18 protein-coding genes and 3 pseudogenes are annotated in these 22,780 nt (G+C 62.8%); 10 read left to right on the top strand and 11 right to left on the bottom strand.

The window, feature by feature from the left end; genetic code table 11:
• Positions 1-276 precede the first annotated feature (276 nt).
• On the top strand, positions 277-2,085 hold the full coding sequence (locus REH59_RS19185; protein WP_004576805.1) for an ABC transporter ATP-binding protein/permease: 1,809 nt from the start codon (positions 277-279) through the stop codon (positions 2,083-2,085).
• Positions 2,086-2,308: 223 nt separating this feature from the next.
• Here REH59_RS19185 and REH59_RS19180 read toward each other — a convergent pair whose 3' ends face one another.
• The gene (locus tag REH59_RS19180) at positions 2,309-3,508 is read right to left on the bottom strand and encodes an MFS transporter (protein ID WP_014753858.1); all 1,200 of its coding nucleotides are present in this window, start codon (positions 3,506-3,508) and stop codon (positions 2,309-2,311) included.
• Between the two features lie 428 nt (positions 3,509-3,936).
• Here REH59_RS19180 and REH59_RS19175 point away from each other — a divergent pair, with 428 nt between their 5' ends.
• Both REH59_RS19175 and REH59_RS19170 read left to right on the top strand, forming a co-directional pair.
• Positions 3,937-6,171, top strand: coding sequence for a TonB-dependent siderophore receptor (locus tag REH59_RS19175; RefSeq protein ID WP_003250187.1), 2,235 nt, complete (start codon positions 3,937-3,939; stop codon positions 6,169-6,171).
• A gap of 126 nt (positions 6,172-6,297) precedes the next feature.
• The gene (locus REH59_RS19170) at positions 6,298-6,837 is read left to right on the top strand and encodes a histidine phosphatase family protein (RefSeq protein WP_014861853.1); all 540 of its coding nucleotides are present in this window, start codon (positions 6,298-6,300) and stop codon (positions 6,835-6,837) included.
• A 3-nt stretch (positions 6,838-6,840) separates the two neighbouring features.
• Here the strand turns inward: REH59_RS19170 and REH59_RS19165 are convergent, their stop codons facing one another.
• Together REH59_RS19165 and REH59_RS19160 are read right to left on the bottom strand one after the other, a co-directional pair.
• On the bottom strand, positions 6,841-7,626 hold the full coding sequence (locus tag REH59_RS19165) for a sulfite exporter TauE/SafE family protein (protein ID WP_003250191.1): 786 nt from the start codon (positions 7,624-7,626) through the stop codon (positions 6,841-6,843).
• 125 nt (positions 7,627-7,751) lie between these two features.
• Positions 7,752-8,345, bottom strand: a complete 594-nt coding sequence (locus tag REH59_RS19160) for a helix-turn-helix domain-containing protein (protein ID WP_012053085.1) — start codon at positions 8,343-8,345, stop codon at positions 7,752-7,754.
• A gap of 115 nt (positions 8,346-8,460) precedes the next feature.
• Between REH59_RS19160 and REH59_RS19155 the strand changes: the two genes are divergently transcribed.
• The 3 genes from REH59_RS19155 (at position 8,461) to REH59_RS19145 (ending at position 11,166) form a co-directional block, all read left to right on the top strand.
• Complete coding sequence (locus REH59_RS19155) at positions 8,461-9,597, top strand: NAD(P)/FAD-dependent oxidoreductase (RefSeq protein WP_180689564.1); 1,137 nt, start codon at positions 8,461-8,463, stop codon at positions 9,595-9,597.
• A 12-nt stretch (positions 9,598-9,609) separates the two neighbouring features.
• Positions 9,610-9,987, top strand: a complete 378-nt coding sequence (locus REH59_RS19150) for a RidA family protein (protein ID WP_003250199.1) — start codon at positions 9,610-9,612, stop codon at positions 9,985-9,987.
• A 114-nt stretch (positions 9,988-10,101) separates the two neighbouring features.
• Positions 10,102-11,166 (top strand): hypothetical protein, encoded by a 1,065-nt coding sequence (locus tag REH59_RS19145; RefSeq protein ID WP_128573880.1) that lies wholly within the window; start codon positions 10,102-10,104, stop codon positions 11,164-11,166.
• A gap of 53 nt (positions 11,167-11,219) precedes the next feature.
• Here the strand turns inward: REH59_RS19145 and mcpA (REH59_RS28825) are convergent.
• From mcpA (REH59_RS28825) to REH59_RS19135, 3 genes and pseudogenes are all read right to left on the bottom strand, one after another.
• A pseudogene (gene mcpA, locus REH59_RS28825) lies at positions 11,220-11,816 on the bottom strand (methyl-accepting chemotaxis protein McpA); the annotation flags it as partial.
• A gap of 306 nt (positions 11,817-12,122) precedes the next feature.
• Positions 12,123-13,106, bottom strand: a pseudogene (gene mcpA / locus REH59_RS28820) (methyl-accepting chemotaxis protein McpA); the annotation flags it as partial.
• Positions 13,107-13,248: 142 nt separating this feature from the next.
• Positions 13,249-14,127, bottom strand: coding sequence for a LysR family transcriptional regulator (locus tag REH59_RS19135; RefSeq protein ID WP_014861850.1), 879 nt, complete (start codon positions 14,125-14,127; stop codon positions 13,249-13,251).
• Positions 14,128-14,227: 100 nt separating this feature from the next.
• Between REH59_RS19135 and REH59_RS19130 the strand changes: the two genes are divergently transcribed.
• The gene (locus tag REH59_RS19130) at positions 14,228-14,656 is read left to right on the top strand and encodes a PACE efflux transporter (RefSeq protein WP_014861849.1); all 429 of its coding nucleotides are present in this window, start codon (positions 14,228-14,230) and stop codon (positions 14,654-14,656) included.
• A 39-nt stretch (positions 14,657-14,695) separates the two neighbouring features.
• Here the strand turns inward: REH59_RS19130 and REH59_RS19125 are convergent, their stop codons facing one another.
• From REH59_RS19125 to REH59_RS19105, 5 genes are all read right to left on the bottom strand, one after another.
• Positions 14,696-15,757 carry a hypothetical protein gene (locus tag REH59_RS19125; RefSeq protein ID WP_128573879.1) on the bottom strand — a complete coding sequence of 354 codons (1,062 nt, stop codon included), beginning with the start codon at positions 15,755-15,757 and terminating at the stop codon, positions 14,696-14,698.
• Positions 15,758-15,909: 152 nt separating this feature from the next.
• Complete coding sequence (locus REH59_RS19120) at positions 15,910-16,578, bottom strand: GntR family transcriptional regulator (protein WP_003250210.1); 669 nt, start codon at positions 16,576-16,578, stop codon at positions 15,910-15,912.
• A gap of 16 nt (positions 16,579-16,594) precedes the next feature.
• Complete coding sequence (locus REH59_RS19115; protein WP_003250211.1) at positions 16,595-17,293, bottom strand: FadR/GntR family transcriptional regulator; 699 nt, start codon at positions 17,291-17,293, stop codon at positions 16,595-16,597.
• Between the two features lie 44 nt (positions 17,294-17,337).
• Entirely contained in the window at positions 17,338-18,648 is a 1,311-nt protein-coding gene (locus tag REH59_RS19110; RefSeq protein ID WP_012053078.1) for a C4-dicarboxylate transporter DctA, read from the bottom strand.
• 227 nt (positions 18,649-18,875) lie between these two features.
• On the bottom strand, positions 18,876-19,190 hold the full coding sequence (locus REH59_RS19105; protein ID WP_003250216.1) for a helix-turn-helix domain-containing protein: 315 nt from the start codon (positions 19,188-19,190) through the stop codon (positions 18,876-18,878).
• A 266-nt stretch (positions 19,191-19,456) separates the two neighbouring features.
• Here REH59_RS19105 and REH59_RS28815 point away from each other — a divergent pair.
• From REH59_RS28815 to REH59_RS19095, 3 genes and pseudogenes are all read left to right on the top strand, one after another.
• A pseudogene (locus REH59_RS28815) lies at positions 19,457-19,738 on the top strand (PAS domain-containing protein); the annotation flags it as partial.
• Positions 19,739-20,146: 408 nt separating this feature from the next.
• The gene (locus tag REH59_RS28810; RefSeq protein ID WP_370588368.1) at positions 20,147-21,022 is read left to right on the top strand and encodes a methyl-accepting chemotaxis protein; all 876 of its coding nucleotides are present in this window, start codon (positions 20,147-20,149) and stop codon (positions 21,020-21,022) included.
• Positions 21,023-21,035: 13 nt separating this feature from the next.
• On the top strand, positions 21,036-22,724 hold the full coding sequence (locus REH59_RS19095) for a putative bifunctional diguanylate cyclase/phosphodiesterase (RefSeq protein WP_003250219.1): 1,689 nt from the start codon (positions 21,036-21,038) through the stop codon (positions 22,722-22,724).
• The last annotated feature ends 56 nt before the right edge of the window (positions 22,725-22,780 follow it).

Here is a 22,780-nt window from a genome sequence, read left to right as displayed (position 1 = left end):
GGGCACCGGCTTCGCCGGTGTTCGCGGGTAAACCCGCTCCTACGACGGCCTGTGTCCACCCCCCGATGTGTGTTCACCACCAAACTGTGTAGGAGCGGGTTTACCCGCGAATACGGTGGCGGCGGCAACGGTGAACGGCGGGTGGAGATTGGCCAGCAGGGCCGGCCCTTTCGCGGGTAACCCCGCTCCTACAAATCATGAAATGTGCGTCATTTATACCTGACGAATGACGGCGTAATGCTACGCTCGCGGAAATACTCAGCACGGATACTTACCATGGAAATGAACTGGCATCAGGCCCTGCAAGAGAGCCTAAGCTGGCTGGCAATCGCCTCGTTCATCACCCTTGTCAGCTTCACTGCAGCCGCAACTCTGGCCGTGCGCTGTACACGCTGGGGCAGCCAGTTCTGGCAGCTTGCCGGGCCCTATTTCAGTTTCAGGCGCAGTTGGCGGCCGTTGCTGGTGTTTGCCCTGCTGCTGGTCCTGACGCTGTTTTCGGTTCGCCTAAACGTTCTTTTTTCGTTCTGGTACAACGGCTTCTACAGCGCCTTGCAGGGCCTTGACCAGGCGGCGTTCTGGTACCTACTCGGCGTCTTCGCAGTGCTGGCTACCATCCATGTGTTGCGCTCGCTGTTCACCTTCTATGTCAGCCAGGCATTCAGTATCAAGTGGCGGGTCTGGCTGACCGAGCGCCTGACCCACGACTGGATGCAGGGCGATGCCTATTACCGTGGCCAGTTCCTTGCCGAGCCAGTGGACAACCCTGACCAACGTATCGAACTGGACGTTAACGCTTTTGTCACCAACTCGGTCACCCTTGCCCTGGGCGCAGTCAGTGCGCTGGTTTCGCTCGTGGCGTTCACCGGCATCCTCTGGGGGCTGTCGGCACCGTTGACGGTGGCCGGCGTAGAGATCCCTCGGGCGATGGTATTTGCCGTTTACCTGTATGTCATCGTCGCCACCTGGGTCGCCTTCCGCCTTGGGCGCCCGCTGATCCGGCTTAACTTCCTCAACGAGAAACTCACCGCCAACTTCCGTTACGCGTTGATGCGTCTGCGTGAGAACGCCGAGAACATTGCCTTCTACCAAGGTTCGCAAGTCGAGCGGGGCACGTTGCTCGGCCGTTTTGCTGCCTTGATCGTGAATGCCTGGGCATTGGTGTACCGGAACTTGAAGTTCAGTGGCTTCAACTTGGGTGTCAGTCAGGTAGCCGTTGTGTTTCCGTTCATTCTTCAGGCGCCGCGCTTCTTCAGTGGGGCGATCAAGCTGGGCGACGTCATGCAAACTTCCCAGGCCTTTGGGCAGGTGCAGGATTCTTTGTCGTTCTTCCGTGAGTCGTACGATGCGTTCGCGCAGTACCGCGCGACCCTTGACCGTCTCACCGGCTTTCTCGATGCCAACCAGCAGGCAAGTGCGTTGCCGCGCGTCACCACCGAAGACCAGGCGCATGCGCTGCAGATCGCGGGATTGCAGGTGCTGCGCCCGGACGGACATGCCCTTATCGCCGACCTGGACCTGAGCCTGCATGCCGGCCAGGCGTTGTTGATCAAAGGGCCATCGGGCAGTGGTAAAACCACGCTGCTGCGTGCCCTGGCGGGTCTTTGGCCGTATGCCGAAGGCAAGGTCAGGCGGCCAACGGGGCATCAGGCACTGTTCCTGTCGCAACGCCCGTACCTGCCGCTGGGTGACTTGCGTACCGTCATTGCCTACCCGGCAGCCAGTAATACCAAGGATGAGTTGCTCATGCAGCAGGCACTGCGCCAGGTCAACCTGGCCCACCTGGCCGAGCGTCTGGACGTCAGCTGTGACTGGTCACACATCCTCTCGGTGGGCGAGCAGCAGCGTCTGGCGTTCGCCCGGGTACTGTTCAACCGGCCTGAGGTGGTGTTTCTCGACGAGTCCACCTCGGCGATGGATGAGGGGCTCGAGCATGCCCTGTATGCGTTGTTGCGTTCGGAAATGCCGAGTGCATTGCTGGTCAGTGTCGGCCACCGCAGCACGCTGGCAGCGTTCCATACTCACCGGCTTGAGGTGGATGGGCATGGCGGTTGGTCGTTGCTGGAGCAGGAGGCTGCGCTGGCCTAGTTCGGCTTGAGGGGGAGATCGCCATCCAGCATCGCGATCAGCTTGGCCCCTTCACTGCGTGCATTGCCGACATCCTTGGTGACCCGAACCACTCGAACGCCTTCACCGGCAGGCCGTGCTCCCTGGCCAGGCGTTCGACCCCTGCGGCGGGAGCGTTCGGGTTACAGGATGGAACTGTTCAACCTGCGTGCGCTGCAGCCGTGAACCGCCAGGCTAGCCAGGTTCAGCGCAGCAGCGTCAGCCCTGCAAGGGTGGTGACGGCAAACCCTGCACCAACCAGGAAGGTTGCCTGGAACCCCGCACTCTCCCACAGCAATCCGGCTACCACGCTGGCTATCAGCAGTGCCGCACCGGTCAGCAGGTTGAACAGGCCGAAGGCGGTACCGCGCAAGTTGGCGGGGGCGCTGTCGGCAATCATGGCAGAGAAGATGCCTTGGCTGAAGCCCAAGTGCAGGCCCCAGGCCGTTACCCCAAAGGCAAGCCCGGCCCATCCTGGCAAAAGGGCCAGCAGCAGGTCGGCAGTGATCAGCAGGCCTAGCCCGGCCATCAGCACGCCACGGCGCCCCACTCGGTCCGACAACACGCCGGCAGGGTAGGCCGACAGTGAGTAGGCCATCGCCATCAATACCAGTACCGCCGGCGCCCACAGCGGAGTCAGGCCTATGTTCTGAGCCCGCAGCAGCAAGAACGCCTCGCTGAAACGGGCGAGGGTGAACAACGTGGCCAGACCGATCAGGCGCCAATAGACCGGCCCCAGGCGCCGAAGCGCGTGCAGTGCCAACGGTGAGCGTACCGGACGCCCCATAGCTGAGGCTTCAGGTTCGTGAACGAAGGCAACTAGGATATACACCGCCACGAACGCCGGGATAATAGCTACCCAGAACACGGTCTGGAAATGGCTCGCTGTCAGCCACATCAACACGATCGCCAGCAATGGCCCGAGGATAGCGCCCACGGTATCGAGCGCCTGACGCAGGCCGAACGCCGCGCCGCGCAGCTCGACCGGCGTAACATCGGCCACCAGTGCATCACGCGGTGCCCCCCGAATGCCTTTGCCGACACGGTCGACGAAGCGTGCCGCAGTCAGCCACTCAAGTCCGGAGGCCATGGGAAATACCGGCTTCATCAGCGCACTCAGGCCATAGCCGATCACTGTCAGCAGCTTGCGTTTACCCAGTCGGTCGCTGAGGGCGCCAGAGAACACCTTGGTGAACGATGCGGTCGACTCGGCGATTCCTTCGATGAACCCCACCGCGATCACCGAAGCGCCGAGCACACTGACCATGTACAGGGGCAGCAGGGCGTGGATCATCTCCGAGGAAATGTCCATCAACATCGACACGAAGCCCAGCGCCCAGATGCTGCGGGGCATTTTCGGCTGGCTTTTGGCAGTGCTTGCGCAGTTGTTGTCATCGCCACGCATCTGGCCGCTCCGCAGCGTTGTACGTCGAAACTGTAGATGCCTGCACACAGGATGCAAATCGGATAGGTGGATGGCAGCAACAGCCTGCGGACATGACTGAACTGTCCATGAATGCAGGGTGGTCATTCCGTCATAGGGTGCCTTCGCCGGTGTTCGCGGGTAAACCCGCTCTTACAGACCGCGAAGGCTTATCAAATGTTGAGCAAGACCGTTGCTCCCACAGCGAGCCTCGCTGTGCCAAAGATCACGGTTCAGCAAAGTTCAGTTACAAACATGTAAACTTCGTAAATAAGATTTACTCGCATTTGCGACTCTCTATATTTACCACCCCTGTTGGCCGCCGAACTGAGTGCGGGGCCGGTGGGCGAGGGCTCCCGGTTTCCGACAGGGATGTGCCTTTTCGCTCATGAATCGCAGGAGATGTACCCATGCAGTGCAGAACTTCATCCAACAGCCTGGCCCTGGCGTTCGTCGCGCTGGCGTCGCCGTCCATGCTGGCGACTGCGGCAGAGTCCGAGGAGCGGCGTGCGGGTGAGGTAGTGGAAGCGCCCGTCGCCGACAACGCGCTGGTGATCCAGGACACCCTGATCACCGCCGAGCGCGAGGCGCGACAGGCCCTGGGCACGTCGATCATCACGGCCGAGGACATCAAGCGCCACCCACCGGCCAATGACCTGTCCGACATCATCCGCCGCGAGCCCGGGGTTAACCTGACCGGCAACAGTGCCAGTGGCGCACGCGGAAACAACCGGCAGATCGACCTGCGCGGCATGGGCCCGGAGAACACGTTGATCCTCATCGACGGCAAGCCATCCAGCGCGCGCAACGCTGTGCGCTATGGCTGGAACGGTGACCGTGATACTCGGGGTGAAACCAATTGGGTGCCGGCCGAAGCGGTCGAGCGCATCGAGATCCTGCGTGGCCCGGCCGCCGCACGCTACGGCTCCGGCGCCATGGGCGGGGTGGTCAATATCATCACCAAGCGTCCTTCCGACGAGCTGAAAGGGAGCGTCAGCCTGTACACGCAACTGCCCGAAGACAGCGCAGAAGGCGCCAGCCGGCGAGCCAACTTCAACCTCGGTGGCGGCCTGACCGATAACCTGGGTTTGCGCCTGTACGGTGGCCTGGCCAAGACTGACGCCGACGATCTGGACATCAACGCCGGGCATGCCACCAGCGCCCTGGTTGCGGGGCGAGAAGGCGTTCGCAACAAGGACATCAACGGCCTGCTCAGCTGGAAACTGAACGACGAGCACCGCCTCGAAGCCAGTGCCGGCTACAGCCGTCAGGGCAACATTTTTGCCGGCGACACCATGAACAGCAACGGCGGCGGAGACGTCGACTTCGTCTCCAGCCTCTACGGCCACGAAACCAACGTGATGCAGCGCAGTACTTATGACCTGACCCACCTCGGTGATTTCACCTGGGGTACCAGCAAGACCACGCTGGCCTACGAATACGTACGCAACTGGCGCCTTAACGAGGGCTTGGCTGGCCGCACCGAAGGTGCCCCAAGCGACGAAGGTGGGGCCATGTCCCGTTTGCGTAACACACGCCTGAGCAGTGAGGTGAACCTGCCGTTCGCCATGGGCAGCACAGAACATGTGCTTACCTTGGGTGGCGAGTACCTGTACGAAACCCTCAACGACCAAGGTTCGTTGCGCCCGCAAAGCTCCGACCCCACCCACAATGACGGCCTTGTCGGCTTCGATCGCAGCAGCTCGAAGATGACCGCACGCAGCTATGCGCTGTTTGTCGAAGACAACATCATCGTTGGCGACACCACCCTTACGCCGGGCCTGCGTTTCGACCACCACGAAAGCTTCGGTGACAACTTCAGCCCCAGCCTGAACCTGTCGCACAAGCTGACCGAAGCGCTGTCGGTAAAAGGCGGCATCGCCCGTGCCTACAAGGTTCCGAACCTGTACCAGTCCAACCCCAACTACCTGCTGTACAGCCGCGGTAATGGCTGCAGTGTGCAACAGGCCAACAATGGTGGCTGCTACCTGCAGGGCAACGCCGACCTCAAGCCCGAGATCAGCGTCAACAAGGAAATCGGCCTGCTGTACGACCGTGGTACCTGGCGCACCAGTGCCACCTACTTCCGCAACGACTACAAGAACAAGATCATCGGTGATACCGATGTGCTTTACACCATGGGTACCGGCAGCCGCGTGACTCAGTGGGACAACGCCGGCAAGGCGCGGGTGGAAGGTGTCGAAGGCAACTTCTTCATCGAGTTGGCCCCGACCCTGGACTGGAACACCAACCTGACCTGGATGCTCGACAACGATGATCGCGAAACGGGCGAGCCGCTGTCGGTGATCCCGGAATACACCGTCAACACCAGCCTCGACTGGCGCGCCACCGAGCAGCTGTCATTCCAGGTAGCGGGTACTTACTTCGGCAAGCAAAAATCGCCGACCTACAACTACCGCACCCAGCAGGACTACGACAAGGCCGCCCAGCAGGACGTCGAGGCCTATGGCCTGGTGGACGTGAGCGCCGGGTACAAGTTCAATGCCAACTACGACGTGCGGGTGGGCGTGAACAACGTCTTCGACAAGCAGATCCTGCGCGGCGGCAACGCCAGCAGCTCGGGGGCAAACACGTATAACCAGCCGGGCAGGGCGGTGTTTGCTGCGCTGAATATCAACTTCTGATCCAAAGGGCCGCCCTGCGGCCCAATCGCAAGTCAATCGGGTCGCGAATGGCCGGCGACATTGTTGCAGCCAAACGTCTCGCAGCGTGCTAAACCATGCACCCCAGCCCGCTGCGAGAAATGCCTGGTGAAAGCCATCCGCCTGACCCTGATTTGCCATGCCCTGACCCAGGCCCAGAAGAACGGGCGCCTGCACCATACGGATGATGGCATCCTGCCGCTAGCCCGACAGGCAGACGCCGACCGATCAGGCGTGCAACTGCTGAGTGCGCCAGAGCGGCGGGCCTGCGAGACGGCGGCGTGGTTAACGGGGGCGGTACAGGTCGAGCCGGGCTTGGCCGATTGCGACCTTGGGCGTTGGCAGGGTGTGTCGTTGAAGCAGCTACAAGCCGAGCAACCGCAGGCGTTGGCAGAATGGCTGCGGGATCCGGCCAGTGCCGTGCATGGTGGCGAGTCGTTCGCTGCGCTATGCCAGCGCCTGGCCGCTTGGCTGGCGGCCTTTGACAGGCCGGGTGACTGGCTGGCCGTGACCCACCCGATGGTCATACGCGCCATGCTGGTACAGGTGCTTGGGTGTCCGATGAGTGCCGGGCAGCGAATTGACGTGCTGCCGCTGTCACGTCTGGAACTGAGCTTTACCGGGCAGTGGCGGTTGCGCCTGGGCTAAGGCTCAGAACGCCAGCTTGTAACCGATCAGCAGCAGCATCGTTGCCAGGCAAGGGCGCAGCACGCGGTCGGAGATTCGCCCGGTGAGGTGGCTACCCAGATAGATGCCTGGCAGCGAGCCCAGCAGCAGGTAGCCCAGCAGCGACCAATCCATGTTGCCCATGCCCGCGTGGCCCAGGCCTGCTACCAAGGTCAGTGGCACGGCGTGGGCAATTTCGGTACCGACCAGGCGACGGGTGACCAGGAACGGGTACAGCAGGAACAGCGCCACTGTACCCAGGGCGCCAGCACCGATGGAGGTGAGGGTGACCATTATTCCAAGCACCACGCCGGTCAGCACCGTGAGGGTGTTCAGGCTACGGTCGCTGAGGTGGTAGTGATCACCGGCATGGCGGCTGGCGAAGGCCTGCAGGCGCGATTTGAACAGGATGGCCAGCGCGGTCAGGATCAGCACCACCGCCAGGCCTTGCTTGATGATGGCGTTGAGCGCCGAGGTGTCGGTGTGCAGGGTGCTGAGGAACCACAGGGTCAGCGCCGCTGCGGGCACGCTGCCCAGGCTGAGCAGGCCGGTGATCTTCCAGTCGATGTTCTTGTTGCGCGCATGCACCCAGACGCCACTGGCCTTGGTGATCGCTGCATACAGCAGGTCGGTACCGACAGCGGTCGCCGGGTGGATACCAAACCACAACAGGATCGGGGTCATCAGCGAGCCGCCACCGACGCCGGTCATACCGACGATGAAGCCCACGACCAGGCCAGCAATGGTGAAACCGAAAGAACCTACATCCATACGCTACTCGACTGCCCAACTTTGCCCGTTATCGGATGCCAGTCAGCATATAGATTTTTTTATAGCCAAATAGACTTGTTCGTTATTAGGTTATAACCGGGTTTGCCTTGGGCGGGCGTGACCGATCAACGATCAGTCATCACCACCATGACATGGGCATCACCACCGTCATCACTTTCCGACAGGTAGATGTGCCCCACCTGGCTGTCGAAATACGCCGTCTCCTGCGGCCCGATGCTGACCGCTTCGCCGGTCTCGAACTCGATGCGCACGCGCCCGCTCAGCACCAGCGCGAACTCTTGCCCGGGGTGGCGGATAAAATCGTCGAATTGGCCGCGTTCCCGGGCGATGATGCGGGCATAAGCCGGTGTCATGCGTCGCGCGGGGAAATCCCCGGCAATTGGATAATAGTCGTAGGTGCCGGTCGAATAACCCGCCGCTGCGGGCAGTGAGTCAACCACCACGGTCACCGGCACCGGGGCGCTGACCGTGCCGCTGGCGCGGAACAGCTGGGCAATATCGACATTCAGCGCCCGCGCAGCAGCGGCCAGTTTTTCATAGCTGACCGACACCTGCGCCAGTTCCATCTTCGACAACGTGGACAGCGGCACACCACTGGCTTCGGACAATTGCTTGAGGGTCATCTGGCGCGCCTTGCGCACCTGGCGCAGGCGCTGGCCCACTACTGCACGGTCAAGCTGGGGTAGAGCTGAAGGCATTCAGGGATCTCGGCATGCGGCGTTGGTCGGGCATCTTACCTTGGACCCTTGCGCATTTCTAAATTCTCATATATTAGAATTCTCATAAATGATAATTGGCCTGGCAGGAGCGTGCATGACCCCGACCTACGACACCCTGATCATCGGTGCTGGCATCGCCGGCGCTTCGCTGGGCTACCGCCTGGCCGGTCAGCAGCGCGTGCTGCTGGTCGAGCGTGAATCGCAGCCTGGCTACCATTCCACCGGGCGTTCGGCGGCCATGTTCATGGAGGCTTACGGCACCCCACAGATCCAGGCACTGACCCGCGCCAGCCGAGCCTTCTACGAAGCGCCACCGCAGGGCTTCTGCGAGCACCCGCTGCTGGAGCCGCGAGGCTGTCTGTATGTGGCCAGCCTGGAGCAACGTGAACTGCTTGAGCAAACTTATGCGCAGAACCTGGCCAATGGCACAGAAGTCAGCCTGCTGGACCGGGACGCGGCCTTGGCACTGATACCCAGCCTGCGTGGCGAAACCCTGGCCGGCGCGGTGCTTGAGCCAGGTGCGATGGACCTTGATGTACATGCCTTGCACCAAGGCTTCTTGCGGGGTTATCGCACCGCCGGCGGGGAACTGCGCTGCAACGCCGAGCTGATCCAGGCCTGCTACCTGGACGGCGTGTGGCAGGTGGAGTTGGCCGATGGCAGCCGTTTGCAGGCCCGATGTCTGGTCAATGCTGCAGGTGCCTGGGCGGACCGTGTGGCCGAGCAGTGCGGGGTGGCGCGCATCGGCTTGCAACCGTGCCGCCGTAGCGCGTTCACCTTCCCCGGCCCGGCAGAACAAAACTTTGCCCGCTGGCCTGCAGTGATTGGCGTCGATGAAAGCTTCTACTTCAAGCCTGATGCCGGCCAACTGTTGGGGTCTCCAGCCAATGCCGACCCGGTCGAGCCACAGGATGCCGTGCCCGAGGAGTTCGACGTGGCCTTGGGTATTTACAACATTGAAGCCATGACCACCTTGGCGATCCGCCGCCCTAGCCACACCTGGGCCGGGCTGCGTTCATTCGTTGCCGACGGCGACCTGGTGATCGGTTTCGATGCGCATGCACCCGCGTTTTTCTGGCTGGCGGCCCAAGGCGGCTATGGCATCCAGTCGGCAGCGGGCGCCTCGCGCCTGGCCGCCGACTTGCTGATGGGCCAGCCCTTGTGTCCCGACCTTGTCAGCCAGGGCGTGGCGCCCGAGCGCCTGTCCCCGGCCCGTTTCCAGCAACCTTGAAAGGAGCATCCCATGAGCAATGACATTCAGCGTTTCCCCAGCAGCTTGCCGTTCCCGTTTTCCCGCGCCGTAAAGGCCGGTGGCTTTCTGTTCCTCTCCGGGCAGGTGCCGATGAGCGCTGGCGGCGAAGTGGTGCGCGGTGATATCCAGACCCAGACCCGTGCTGCCTGCGAGCGTATCGCCGAAAGCCTGGAGGCCTGTGGCGCACGTCTCGACCAGGTGGTGAAGGCCACGGTCTGGCTGTCGGACATGCGCCATTTCGCCGGCTTCAACGAGGTGTACAAGGCGTTCTTCGGCGCGGCGCTACCGGTGCGTTCCACCGTGGCTTCGGCGTTGGCCCTGGGCGTGGATGTGGAGATCGAAGTGCAGGCGTTCGTCGGCGACGCCTGACAGGGCAAAGAGCCCGTGTAGAGGCGGCCTTGTGTCGCGATGGGCTGCAAGGCCGCCCCTACAACCGCGGTATGCGACGGCGATGACAAAACAACAATAAATCCAGAGGTTCACATGCAAGAGCAGCTGAAGATCGCCGGCGCATTTGTCGGCGTGATCGTGGGGGCGGGGTTCGCTTCAGGGCGGGAACTGTTGTTGTTCTTTGTCGATTTCGGCGTGTGGGGGTTGGCTGGCGCGTTGGTCAGCGCCGCCTTGTTCACCTTCCTCGGCATGGCGTTGGCGGGGCTGGGCAATCGCCAGCAGGCCACCTCGCACAAGGATGTGATCCTGGCCATCTGCGGCCGTCACCTGGGCATGTTCGTCGACTGGTTGATCACCTTTTTCATGTTCGCCGTCACCGTGGTCATGCTGGCCGGTGGTGGTGCCTTGCTGGAGCAGCAGTTCGGCATCCCGGCCCTGACCGGCAGCGTGCTGGTGATGCTGGTGGTAGTCGGTATCGTGTGCCTGGACGTGCGCAAGATGATACTTGCAATTGGCGCCATCACACCCTTGCTGATCCTGGTGGCTTCGGCAATAGCGCTGTATGCCGTGATCACCCGCGAGCAGAGCTTTGCTGCGCTCGATCAGGTGGCCAGCCAGCAACAGGCCGGCACCCGCCATTGGCTGCTGGGGGCGTTCTTGTATGTGTCGTATAACATCGTCGCGGGTGCGCCGATCCTGGCCATTCTGGGCGGTTCGGCCAAGGGCGAGAAAGCCGCGGTGTGGGGAGGCCTGCTCGGTGGTGCAGCGCTAGGCGGCCTCATGCTGGTGATGAGTGCCGGGCTGCTGTCGCGCCTGGACAGTGTGGCCGACCAGCCGATGCCCATGCTGTCGATTGCCAACGAAGTGTCACCACTGCTGGGGCTGGTGATGTGCCTGATCATCTTCGGCATGATCGTCAACACCGCGGTGGGCACGCTGTTTTCCTTCCTCTCGCGGCTGTTACCGGCGGGCACGACGAAGTTCCGCTGGGGCTCGGTGGTGACCGGGGTGGTGGTGTTCGGCTGCAGCCTGGTGGGGTTCATCAGCCTGGTGGGCGAAGTGTACCCGTTGTTTGGCTACCTGGGCTTTGTGCTGATGACGGCGGTATTGCTGGCCTGGGTACGGCGGGGCAGGGCTGCGAAGGCGGTGGCTGCATAAGGGGCTGGTACAGGCGACAACAGGCATAGGCCGTTGCCGCCTTAACCCGGCGTTTAAATCCTGAAGCTGCCCACCAACTGCTTCAAACGCCCGGCCTGCTGGGCCAGCTGGTCGCAATGGCGCAGGGTCTCGTTGAGGTTCTCCACCCCTTGCTGGTTCAGGGCGTTGATCTGGGTGATGTCCAGGTTGAGGCTCTCGACCACGGCAGTCTGTTCTTCGGTCGCTGTCGCCACCGACTGGTTCATGCCATCGATTTCGCCAATGCGCTGGGTCACGCTGGCCAGGCGTTCGCCGGCCTGGTTGGCCACCTGCACGGTCTGCTCGCTGGAAACCTGGCTGGTGTTCATGGTGTGCACCGCTTCGCGCGAGCCCACCTGCAGGCTGGTGATCATGCGGTGGATTTCTTCCGCCGACTCCTGGGTACGGTGCGCCAGGTTGCGCACCTCGTCGGCCACCACGGCAAAGCCACGGCCGGCCTCACCGGCACGGGCCGCTTCGATGGCGGCGTTCAGTGCCAGCAGGTTGGTCTGCTGGGAAATGCCCTTGATCACGTCGAGGATCTTGCCGATTTCGTCGGTGCTGGCGTTGAGCGTTTCGATCTGCGCGCACGACTCGCTGATCCGTTGCGACAGGGCAGTCATGGCGCTGATGGCTTCTTCAACCACTTCACGGCCACCGTGCGCCTGTTCGCTGGCACCGCTGGCATGTTGCGAAGCATCTGCGGCGTTGCGGGCGATTTCCTGGGTGGCGGCGCCCAGTTCGTTGATGGCCGCAGCGACGCTGTTGGTGCGCATGCTCTGTTCTTCAGAACCGCTGATCGACGCATTGGACGCGCTGACCACTTTCTCCGAAAGGTCATGCACCAGGCGGGTGGCCGAGGACACTTCGCTGATCGAGGCATGGATACGTTCGACAAAGCGGTTGAACGAGGTAGCCAGTTCGCCGAATTCGTCCTTGTTCTGCACGGCCAGGCGGCGGGTAAGGTCACCTTCACCCTCGGCGATGTCGCGCATGGCGCGGCCCATGGTGGTCAGCGGGCTCATCAGCACCGGAATCAGCAGGCCGAGCAGGCCGGCGATGGCGGCCACGGCAATCAGCATGGCAATGATCGCCGAGGTGCGGAACTGGCTGAGCGCGGCATAGGCCTTGTCCCTGTCGATCGACAGCCCGATGTACCACTGCGCCGAAGGCAGGCCGGCCACCGGGGCGAACGAGATGATGCGGTCCTGGCCGTTGAGGGTGACATCCTGCATGCCGGCGGCAACCCGCAGGTTGCTGCCTGGGTAGATGTCCTTGAGGTTTTTCATCACCTGGTCTTTGTTCGGGCTGACGATCACCTGGCCATTGGCGTCGGCCAGGAAGGCGTGACCGATGCCGCCGAAGTCGACCGAGTTGATGATCTCGACGAGGGTGTCGAGGGTAACGTCACCGCCGACCACACCGATCAGTTCGCCATTGCGCTTGCTCTTCACCGGCGTGGCGATGGTCACCATCAGGCCACCGACTGCCCCCTGGTACGGGGCGGTCAGCACGGTCTGCCCGGCGTTGGCGGCGGCGCCATACCAAGGGCGCTGGCGCGGGTCGTAACCGGCGGGCATCTGGGCATCCGGGCGCTGGGTGAATTCGCCGTTGGCCTGGCCCAGGTAGGTGAACAGGAAATTACGCGTGTAGGACGGCTGCTCGATCAGCCCTGCCAAGGTGTCGCCGGCACCTTGCTGGCCGATGTCCTGGGCCAGGTTCTCCAGCACCAGAATGCGCCCGCTCATCCAGTTCTGCACACTGCTGGCGGTCAGTGCACCGGACTGCTGCACCGAGGCTTCGATATTCTGGCGGATGGTATTGCGTTGCAGGTAGTCGTTGTAGAGCGTGAACAGGGCAAATGCCAGGACCACGACGCCGCAGGCGCTGAGCAGGATCTTGTGGCGAAATTTCAGGTTCATGTTTCGAGACCTTGAGCCAATGAGGGGAGGGCGCAGCGCGCTCATGACGCGATGCGGTGCCTGTCGACCGAGATATCGGCTTGAGGGGTAAAAGATTGAAGTGCTTAGAGAAAATTCTTACAGACGTTTCGACGGACGGCAGTCACGGGTCAGCCAGCTGTTCGATCAGCAGGCGTGCGGCTTGCTGCAGCGGCTGTTGTTTGCGCCACAGGATATGCACGGGCAGTTGCAATTCGTTGCGTGTATTGCGGAACTCCAGGCGCACCAGACGCCCGCTGGCCAGCAGCGGCGCGACCCGCGACAACGGCAGATCGCCCCAGCCCAAGCCAGCTTCCACCATTTGCAAAGCCAGATCGAAGCTGTCGGTGGACCAGTGTGTGGCGCCGATAAGCGGGCGAGGGTCAGCCAGTGGCAGGTCGCGGCTGCGCACCAGAATCTGACGCACCCGGGTCAGGTCCTCGAGGTCGTGGATACGCCCCTCACGCAAGGCCGGGTGGGCCGGCGACAGGGTGGCCACCAGCGACTCCATGCCGATGTGCTGGAAGCCGCGACGGGCATCGACCTGCAGGCCGGCAAAGGCTATGCAGAGGTCGGCACGACCGCTGTCCAGCAAGTGCAGGGCTTCTTCCTGCGGGGCGCTGAGCAGGGCAATGTCCAGCAACGGGTGGCGTTTACCTAGGTTGGCGATGGCCGCCAGCAGCGGGCGGTGATCGATGTCGGGTACCACGGCCAGGGTCAGGCTGCTCTCCAGCCCTTGGGACAACTCCAGGGCATGAACCTGCAGCAGCCCCAGTTGTTCGGCAATCAGCCTGGCGTGTGGCTCCAGGGCCAAGGCCTGTGCGGTTGGGCGAACTTCACGCGGGCCACGTTCGAACAGGCTGTAGCCAAGTTCTGCTTCAAGGTTGCCAATGGCCATGCTCACGGCTGAAGGCACGCGCTTGAGGACACGCGCAGCGGAAGAAAACGAACCGTGGTCGAGCACGGCCAGAAACAGCTGGATGTTGTCGCTGGAAAAGTTCATGGCAGCCTCCTGTCAGTTGATCTGACAGCTGCTGACTTTTGCTGTCAAGTGCGTTGAAGCATGATCGCCCCGTCGCTATTTGTCTTTGGAGGTAACCTGGGTGCAGGGATTGAAACGCAAGCTGGTCTACGTGACTTTCTATGAACTGATCGGGCTGTGCATGTCGACCCTCGGGCTGGCCTACCTGTCAGATACGCAGGCGTCGCATACCGGGCCCTTGGCGGTGATGATCACCACCATCGCCATGCTCTGGAACCTGATCTACAACACCCTGTTCGAGTACTGGGAGAGCCGCCAGGCCAAGCGTGGGCGCAGCGTGGCGCGGCGGGTGGTGCATGCCATCGGCTTCCAGTTGACCCTGGTGGTTTACTTGATTCCGCTGATTGCCTGGTGGCTGGACATGACATTGCTGGAGGCGCTGCTGGTGGATATGGCGTTCATCATCCTGGTGCCGTGCTACACCTTTGCCTACAACTGGGCGTTTGATCGTGTGTTTGGCTTGCCAAGCTCTGCCCTTGCCACAGCTTGATACAGCCTTGCGCTGCGAAAACGCCGGCACAGGCCGCCACTAAGGTGGCAGGCGAATGATCAAAGGCGCCTGCTGCTGCTCGACCTGCTGCTCGACCTGCTGCTCCACCGGCCGCGGCGCACTGGCCAGCAAGCTGTCCTCAACCTGCCCCGACAGGTAATAGACCCCCGCCATGGCCCCGCTCTGGCGGTTCTCCATCAACTCCTGCCATTCCTGGTTCAACGCCACGTTCAGGATCACCCGCAACTGTTCGACCATCTGCGGGTGATCACGGTCATGGGTCATCATCCCGTAACCGGCTGCAGCAATCGAAATCATCGCCCCTGCCACCTTGCCCACTGCCGATGCCACGGCACTGGCGATACCGCGTGGGGCCAGGGTGGCGCCAAGCTTTTCGCTGGCCTGGGTGGCCACCGAGTTGAGCCCGACATCGGTCCTGCCAGGGCCTTTGCTGGCCTGTTGATGCAAGTGCTGGCGCATGGCTTGCCAGGCCGGTTGCTGGTCCAGTGACTTGGCCCGCAGCAGCTGATACAGGCTGGCATTGCGCGCATCCGGTGGCCCCAGGGCGATGGCGGGGATACGGTTGAGGCGCTGGCTGAACTGCTCGGGCGGCGCGTTGTAACGGCTGATGATGGCCGGCAGTTGCTGGCCGAGCAGTTGCAGGTACAGTTCGCAGGCGCGGTCGCGGATGCCCTCGGGGTTGATCTGCTCGGCTACCGGCTCAATCACCCGCGCGTGATACTGCTCCTGCAGGTACAGGGCCAGGCGTTTTTCTGCCGGTTCCCGCCCCTCGCCACTGTCGAGCTTGTACCAGGCCACCTTGAGGGTTAGCCACTGCTGGGTCCAGTAACCCGTGAACCAGGGGATGAAGTCGCTTTCGGTGCGTTGCTGCACTTGCTCCTTCCACACCCGCATGGAGCGCCGGGCATAGTCGTTGGCCGAGCCGGCGGCACCGACCGAGGCATCGATCAGTTCCTGGTCGATGCGTTGCCAGGCCGCGGGGGTGAGTATTGTGGGCGGCGGCGGGGCAGGGGGGCGCTTGCTCGCACAACCGCCGAGGGCCAGCAGAAGGCAGAGCAACAGGAGGACTCGAGAACTCACGCGACCGCCTCCCTGGTAGAGGCTGGGGTGGTTCTCGAAGTATAGGGTGGGGTTATTGGGGCTGCTGTGCAGCCCATCGCCCGCATCCGCTCTGATGCAGATGGTTGCGTGAGCGCGGCCTGCGTGGGAGCGATCGCGTCCGTTTGGTCGGGTTATTCCAGGTCGAGCTTTTCTTCCAGACGGTCAAGGTGCCTGTGCATCAACCCCAGCGCCGCTTCGGCATCACCTTGCTCCACGGCATCGATGATTGCCGCATGCTCTTCCCACGCGCAGTGATCGCAGCACGGCGTTTCGTAGCGAGCGATGATCAGCGAGGTCATCGGCACCAGCCCATTGAGAAATCGCGCCAGTGGTGCATTGGCCGCCACCTGCGCCAGTTTCAGGTGGAACTCGCCGCCCAGGCGGATCGCTGCGCAGCGTTCGCCACGCTCATGGTGCTGGCGCTCGCGCTCCACCAGTTGCCGTAGCTGGCGTACCTGCGCCGGCCGGGCGCGTTGCGCGGCCAGGGTGATCAGCGTGGTTTCCGCCAGGCGACGGGCACTGAGCACCTGACGTGCCTGGTCTGGGTCGGGTGCAGCCAGATGTGCGGTGTGGCTGGGGCGCTGTACCACTACCTGCTGGTCGGACAGGCGCCCCAGCACGCGGCGGATCACCGTGCGGCTGACACCAAAGGCATGGCCCAGCGCCTGTTCGGGCAACAGACTGCCCGGCGGCAGGCGCTGTTCGAGAATGGCGTCGAACAGCCGCGGATAAATCTGCTCGGCCGACAGGCGGGTTTCGCCGGCCGCGAGCAGGGCAGGCAAGTGGGGGGCGGCGTTCATGGGCACTCTCCTGAGGTCATGGATGTGGATGTTCGTCCGGGATATTCAGCGCGATGCCCATGCGCAGCCCTTCGGCCACGATGTGCTGACGCATCTGGGCACTGGCCTGGGCGCTGCTGCGTTCGCGAATGGCGCGCACCACCGCTTCGTTTTCCTTCAGCCGCGCGGCCAGGTGCTCTGGCGAGTTGCGCAGCATGTCGGCGCTTTGCTTCAGGGCATTGCCGGTCTGCTGCACCACGCTCTGGAAAATCGGGTTGGTGGTCAGGGCAAACAGGGCTTCATGGAAGGCAATGTAGGCTTTGACCCCGGCCTCGCTGTCATCGGCCTCCAGCGCTTCGCGCATGTCCATCAGGGTCAGGCGCAACTGGCCGATGTCCTGGCTGTTGGCCGACTGCGCCACCAGGCCGACGATGAACGGTTCGAGTGTGTAGCGCAGTTCCAGCACGTCGGCCAGGCTGGCCGCTGCGCTGGTTTCCACGCCCGACGCCTGGGCATCGGCATCCAGCACCAATACGCCCTTGCCGGGTAACGAGCGCACCAGGCCCAGTGTTTCCAGCACGGTTACCGCTTCGCGCAGGCTGGGGCGGCTGATGCCCAGTTGTTCGGCCAGTTCGCGCTGGCCTGGCAGCATGTCGCCAGTGCGCCATTGGCCGCGGGCCAGGGCCTGGCGGAGTTTTTCCACCACTGAGTTGACGACGGTTGATGAGCTGATCACGTTTCGCTCCTGGAAGGGCCGGCATCAATGCCGGCCACGTTCGCTCAGAATTCCTGTTGATGGGCGTTGGGTTGCTTGCGTGGCGTGGGGGCAAAGCCAGGCTTGCCGTCGAGCACGTTCTGCGCACGCTCCAGGTCAATGTCCTTCTCCCAACGGGCAATGGCCACGGTGGCCACGCAGTTGCCGATCAGGTTGGTCAACGCCCGGCCGATACCCATGAACCAGTCCACCGCCAGCACCAGTACCAGGCCAACCACAGGGATCGCCGGTACCGCAGTCAGGGTGGCGGCAAGAATCACCAGTGCCGAGCCTGGGATGCCGTGAGCCCCCTTGGAAGTCACCAACGACACCAGCAGGATGGTCAGCAGGTCGGTCATTTCCAGTGGCGTGCCGGTGGCGTTGGCGATGAACACGATCGCCAGGGTGAGGTAGATGGAAAAACCATCGAGGTTGAACGAGTAGCCGGTAGGGATCACCAGACCAACCGTGGAACTGCCGATGCCCAGGTGCTCAAGCTTGCGCATGATCTGTGGCAGCACGGCGTCGGAAGAGGCGGTGCCCAGGACGATGGTCAGCTCTTCACGCAGGTACTTGATCAACGGCAGCAGTTTCAGGCCCGACAGGCGCATGACGGTGCCCAGCACGATCAGCACGAAGCCAGCACAGGTCAGGTAGAACAGCGCCACCAGCCCGCCCAGGTGCTGCAGCGACGCCAGGCCGTACTTGCTGGTGGTGAAGGCAATGGCGCCGAACACGCCGATCGGCGCCAGGCGCACGATCATGCCCATGATGCGGAAGATCACATGGCTCAGTTCGTTGATCAGTCGCGAAATGCCGGCGGCCGAGTCACCTACCAGGTTCAGCGCACTGCCGAACAGCACCGAGAACAGCAGCACCTGAAGAATGTTGTTGTCGGCGAAGGCACCGATCACCGAGGTGGGGATCAGGTCCATGAAGAACGCCGTGGCGCCATGGATGTGCTGGCCGCGCTCGGCCAAGCCGTTGGCATCGGCGGCGGACAGTTGATCCAGGTGAATATTGGCACCGCTGCCAATGCCACTGGTGAAGGCGAACACCAGGCCGATCACCAGCGCCAGGGTCGTCAGCACTTCGAAGTAAATCACCGACTTCAGGCCGATGCGGCCGACCTTTTTCAGGTCACCCGCACCCGAAATGCCGCTGACCACCACGCAGAACACGATCAGGCCGATGAGCATCTTGATCAGCTTGATGAAGCCGTCGCCGAGGGGTTTGAGTTGCAGGGAGAGGTCGGGGAAGCTCAGACCGCAGGCGATGCCGAGGGCAAGGCCGAGTACGACTTGCAGGAAAATCGAACGCGAGCACCATTTGAGCATGGGAGGAGTCTCTGATCGGTGTCCTTGCTTCGGTAGCCGCACGGGGCGAAAGAGCGCAGGACTTAATTATTGTGGTCTTACCGGTTTGTTCAGCGCGAGGCCATAAAAGCGCGAAAAATACCTGATTGCAAGGTTTTTTGGCCTTACCGGTCTGACCAGTTGTGGGGCAATCCAGCCTGCCATGCTCTAGTTCGGTGCGTGCCGTGAAAGGGGGCGCTTGAAATAGCTCAGGGCTTGGCCAGTGCCTGGTCCACTGCTGCAATCAGCTTGCCAAGATCTTTGGGTGGGGCGTTGTGGATGACACCGAACAGGTAGGCGCGCTGCTCCTCTTCGTCGTCCGGTTCAGCGAAGAAGTCCTTGGGCTTGACGCCCAGCACCTGGGCAAACGCCATGATTGCATCGATGCTGGGGGTGTAGGTGCTGGTTTCGAAACGGCTGATGGTCTTGGGGTCGAAGCCGGTTCGTTCAGCCAGTTGTGCCTGGGTCAGGCCCGCCAGCTTGCGGTAGCGGCGCAGGGCGATACCCAAAGCTGATCTCGTCATCGCTTAATTCCCATTTAGAATCAAGAACTTAACGATATCTATCAATGTGGCACAACGCCATGATCGATCACCTTTGTTTTATTTATGTGATGAATTTCGTAGAATTCATGGCTTGACCGGTCAGTCATCGTCACCTTCCTTGTACCGTTCGGCCTCGCGCCGTAACGGCAGGAAGCGCTTTTGCCCATTGGAACGGATCCTCATGAATCGGTTCCGATGGCCGTCGATGTACTGGGTACCGGCTTGTCATCGAATGGAGTCTCATCGTGCGCCTCAACCTGCCGGTAACCCCGGTCGAGCAACGTTTCCCCCCCGATCAGCGGCTGATTTCTGCTACCGATACCGCCAGCCTGATCACCTACTGCAACCCTGAGTTTGCCGCCATCAGTGGCTACAGCGAGGCCGAACTGATCGGCAGCCCGCACAACCTGGTGCGCCACCCGGACATGCCGCCGGCGGTGTACGAGTTGATGTGGCGCTACCTGAAAGCCGGCAAGAGCTGGATGGGTATCGTCAAGAACCGCTGCCGTAACGGCGACTACTACTGGGTCAATGCCTACGTCACGCCCATCCTCGAAGGTGGGCGGGTAGTGGGTTACGAGTCGGTGCGCGTATGCCCCACGCGCGAGCAAGTAGCCCGTGCCGAAGCCCTCTATGCGCGGCTACGCAACGGTCAGGCGGCATTGTCGGCGCCGCGCCGTCTGAGCTTGCTGACGCAGGCCCTGGCCTTGCCTCTGGCCGGTGGGCTGCTGGCGGTGGGGGCCAATCAGTTGTGGCCTGGCCTGGTGGGGCAGGGGCTGACCGTGGGGCTGTTCGTGGCCTGCGGTCTATGGGCGCGCAATGCCCTCGGGCGGCAGCTGCAGCAGATTGTGCAGGGTGCCGAAGGTGCCTTCGCCGACCCGGTTGCAGCCTTGACCTACAGCGACCTGTCGGGAGCTGCCGGGCAGTTGCAACTGATGCTGATCAGCGAAGAGGCACGCCTGAAAACCGCATTGACGCGGCTAAGCGATCTGGCCGGGCAAATGGCCGTGGCCGCTCGCGATGCCGGGCAGTTGTCGCGCAGCACCGAGGCGGCATTGCTGGAGCAGCGTGCCGAAACCGACCTGAGCGCCACTGCAATGAACCAGATGGCCGCCTCCATTGGCGAAGTCGCCAACCACGTGCAGTTGACCGCCGCCGAGGCACACACGGCGCACCTGCTGGCCGAGCAAGGTAGCCAGGTGGCCGATGCCAGCGGCACGGCTATTCGTAACCTGGCCAGCACTGTGACGCAGATCAACCAGGCGGTCAGCCACCTGGCGGGTCAGACCGGCGCCATCGCCGAGGCCGCCGGGATGATCCGCGGCATTGCCGAGCAAACCAACCTGCTGGCCCTCAACGCCGCCATCGAGGCTGCCCGTGCGGGCGAGCAGGGCCGGGGCTTTGCCGTGGTCGCCGACGAGGTCCGGGCATTGGCCGACAAGACCCGCCAGTCCACCCTGCACATCCAGGCCATCATCGATGCCCTGCGCAGTGGCGCGGAGGAAGCCGTGGCGATCGCCAGCCGAGGCATCGACGGTGCCGAGCAAGGCGTTGCCCAGGTGCAGGAAGCCCGACAGGCGCTGCATGGCATTCGTGACGCGGTACAGCGCATCAGCGACATGAGCCAGCAGATGGCCACCGCCTCGCAGCAGCAGTCGGCGGTGGCAGAAGATGTTTCGCGGCAGATCAACGGCGTAGCCGGTATCGCCCAGCACAGCGCCCACAGCGCCAACGCCGCCGCCTCGCGCGGTACCGAACTGGAACACGTGTGCGCCGGATTGCGCGCCCTGGTGGAGCGCTTCAACCGCTAAGGCAGGATGCTTTATGGATGATAACTATCGCGCGGCCGTGGACGCGGCCGCAATCTTTTCGGAAACCGACCTGCGTGGGAACATCACCTACGTCAATCAGCAGTTCTGCAGCATCTCGGGCTACAGCCGTGAAGAACTGTTGGGGGCCAACCACCGCATCCTCAATTCCGGGCTGCATGAACCGACGTTCTTTGTCGGCATGTGGCGGGCTTTGGTCGCCGGGCGGGTGTGGAAGGGCGAAATCTGCAACCGGTCCAAGGACGGTTCGTTGTACTGGGTCGACAGCACCATGGTGCCACTGGTCGATCCGCTGACAGGCCAGGTGCGCAAGTATGTGTCGATCCGCTTTGACGTCACGGAGAAGCGCCAGCTGCTGCATACCTTGCAGTGGCGGGTGGGTCACGATGTGCTCACCGGCCTGCCCAACCGCGCCTACCTGTCCGACCTGCTGAACCAGGCTCTGGCCTACTCGCGCCGCGAAGGCATCTCGCTGGCGGTGTGCATGCTCGACCTGGATGGTTTCAAGGCGGTCAACGACGGCTACGGGCATGCCGTGGGTGACCTGCTGCTGGTGGAAGTGGCGCAGCGCCTGAAGAGTATCCTGCGTGGTGGGGATGCCGTGGCGCGGCTGTCGGGCGACGAATTCGTGCTGATCCTGCGCGATGTCGATGATGAGCACCAGCTGCATGCAGCCCTGCAGCGGGTGTTGCGTGCCTTGGCGGCGCCCTGTGTGGTGCGTGAGCATACACTGTCGCTCAGCGCCAGTATCGGCGTAACCCTGTACCCGCAGGATGACGAAGATGCCGACACCCTGGTGCGCCACGCCGACCAGGCCATGTATGTGGCCAAGCAGCGCGGGCGCAACCGTTACCATCTGTTCGACGTGTCGCAGGAACAGGAGCTCAAGGCCACCCACCAGACCGTGGCGCGCGTGCGCCGGGCGCTGCGCAACGGTGAGCTGTGTCTTTACTACCAGCCCAAGGTCAACCTGCGCAGTGGCAAGGTACTGGGCTTCGAGGGCTTATTGCGCTGGCAGCGGCCAGGCCGTGGTGTGGTGCCGCCTGGCGATTTCCTGCCCTGGGTAGAGCAGACCGACCTGATCGTCGAAATCGGCGAGTGGGTGATCGGGCAGGCGTTGAGCCAGTTGCAGGCCTGGCAGCGCCAAGGGCAGCCCTGGTCGCTGAGCGTGAATATCGCCGCGCGGCATTTGCAGCGCAATGACTTTGCCGAGCGCCTGCAGCAGTTGCTGGCAGCGTACCCGGCGGTGGACCCGGCGCTGCTGGACCTGGAAATCGTCGAGTCGGTGGCCATCGACAACCTGCAGCATGTCAGCCGCTGCCTGGATGCCTGCCGTGCGCTGGGTGTGCGTTTCTCGCTGGACGATTTCGGCACCGGTTATTCGTCCTTGAGTTACCTGAAACGCTTGCCGACCCAGACGATCAAGATCGACCAGTCGTTCGTGCGTGACATCCTTCATGACCAGGACGACCTGGCGCTGACGGAGGCGGTGATCGGCCTGGCGCGGGCGTTTGGCCGCGAGGTGATTGCCGAGGGGCTGGAGAGTGTCGAGCACGGTCGGGTACTGATGGGCCTGGGCTGCGAGCTGGCGCAGGGTTACTGCATCGCCCGGCCGATGCCCGCCAGTGACGTGCAAGCCTGGGCACAGGCCTACCGGCAGCCAGTGCAGTGGCGTGACCCTTGAAGGCCATCAGCGGGCCGTGGTCTTGAGCTGCACGGGGGCGCCACCTGCTGTCGATC

Source organism: Pseudomonas sp. BO3-4 (assembly GCF_034044115.1).
Taxonomy (GTDB): Bacteria; Pseudomonadota; Gammaproteobacteria; order Pseudomonadales; family Pseudomonadaceae; genus Aquipseudomonas; species Aquipseudomonas alloputida.
Note: the sequence above shows the minus strand (reverse complement) of the source record. Positions and strands in the feature narration are given on the sequence as shown.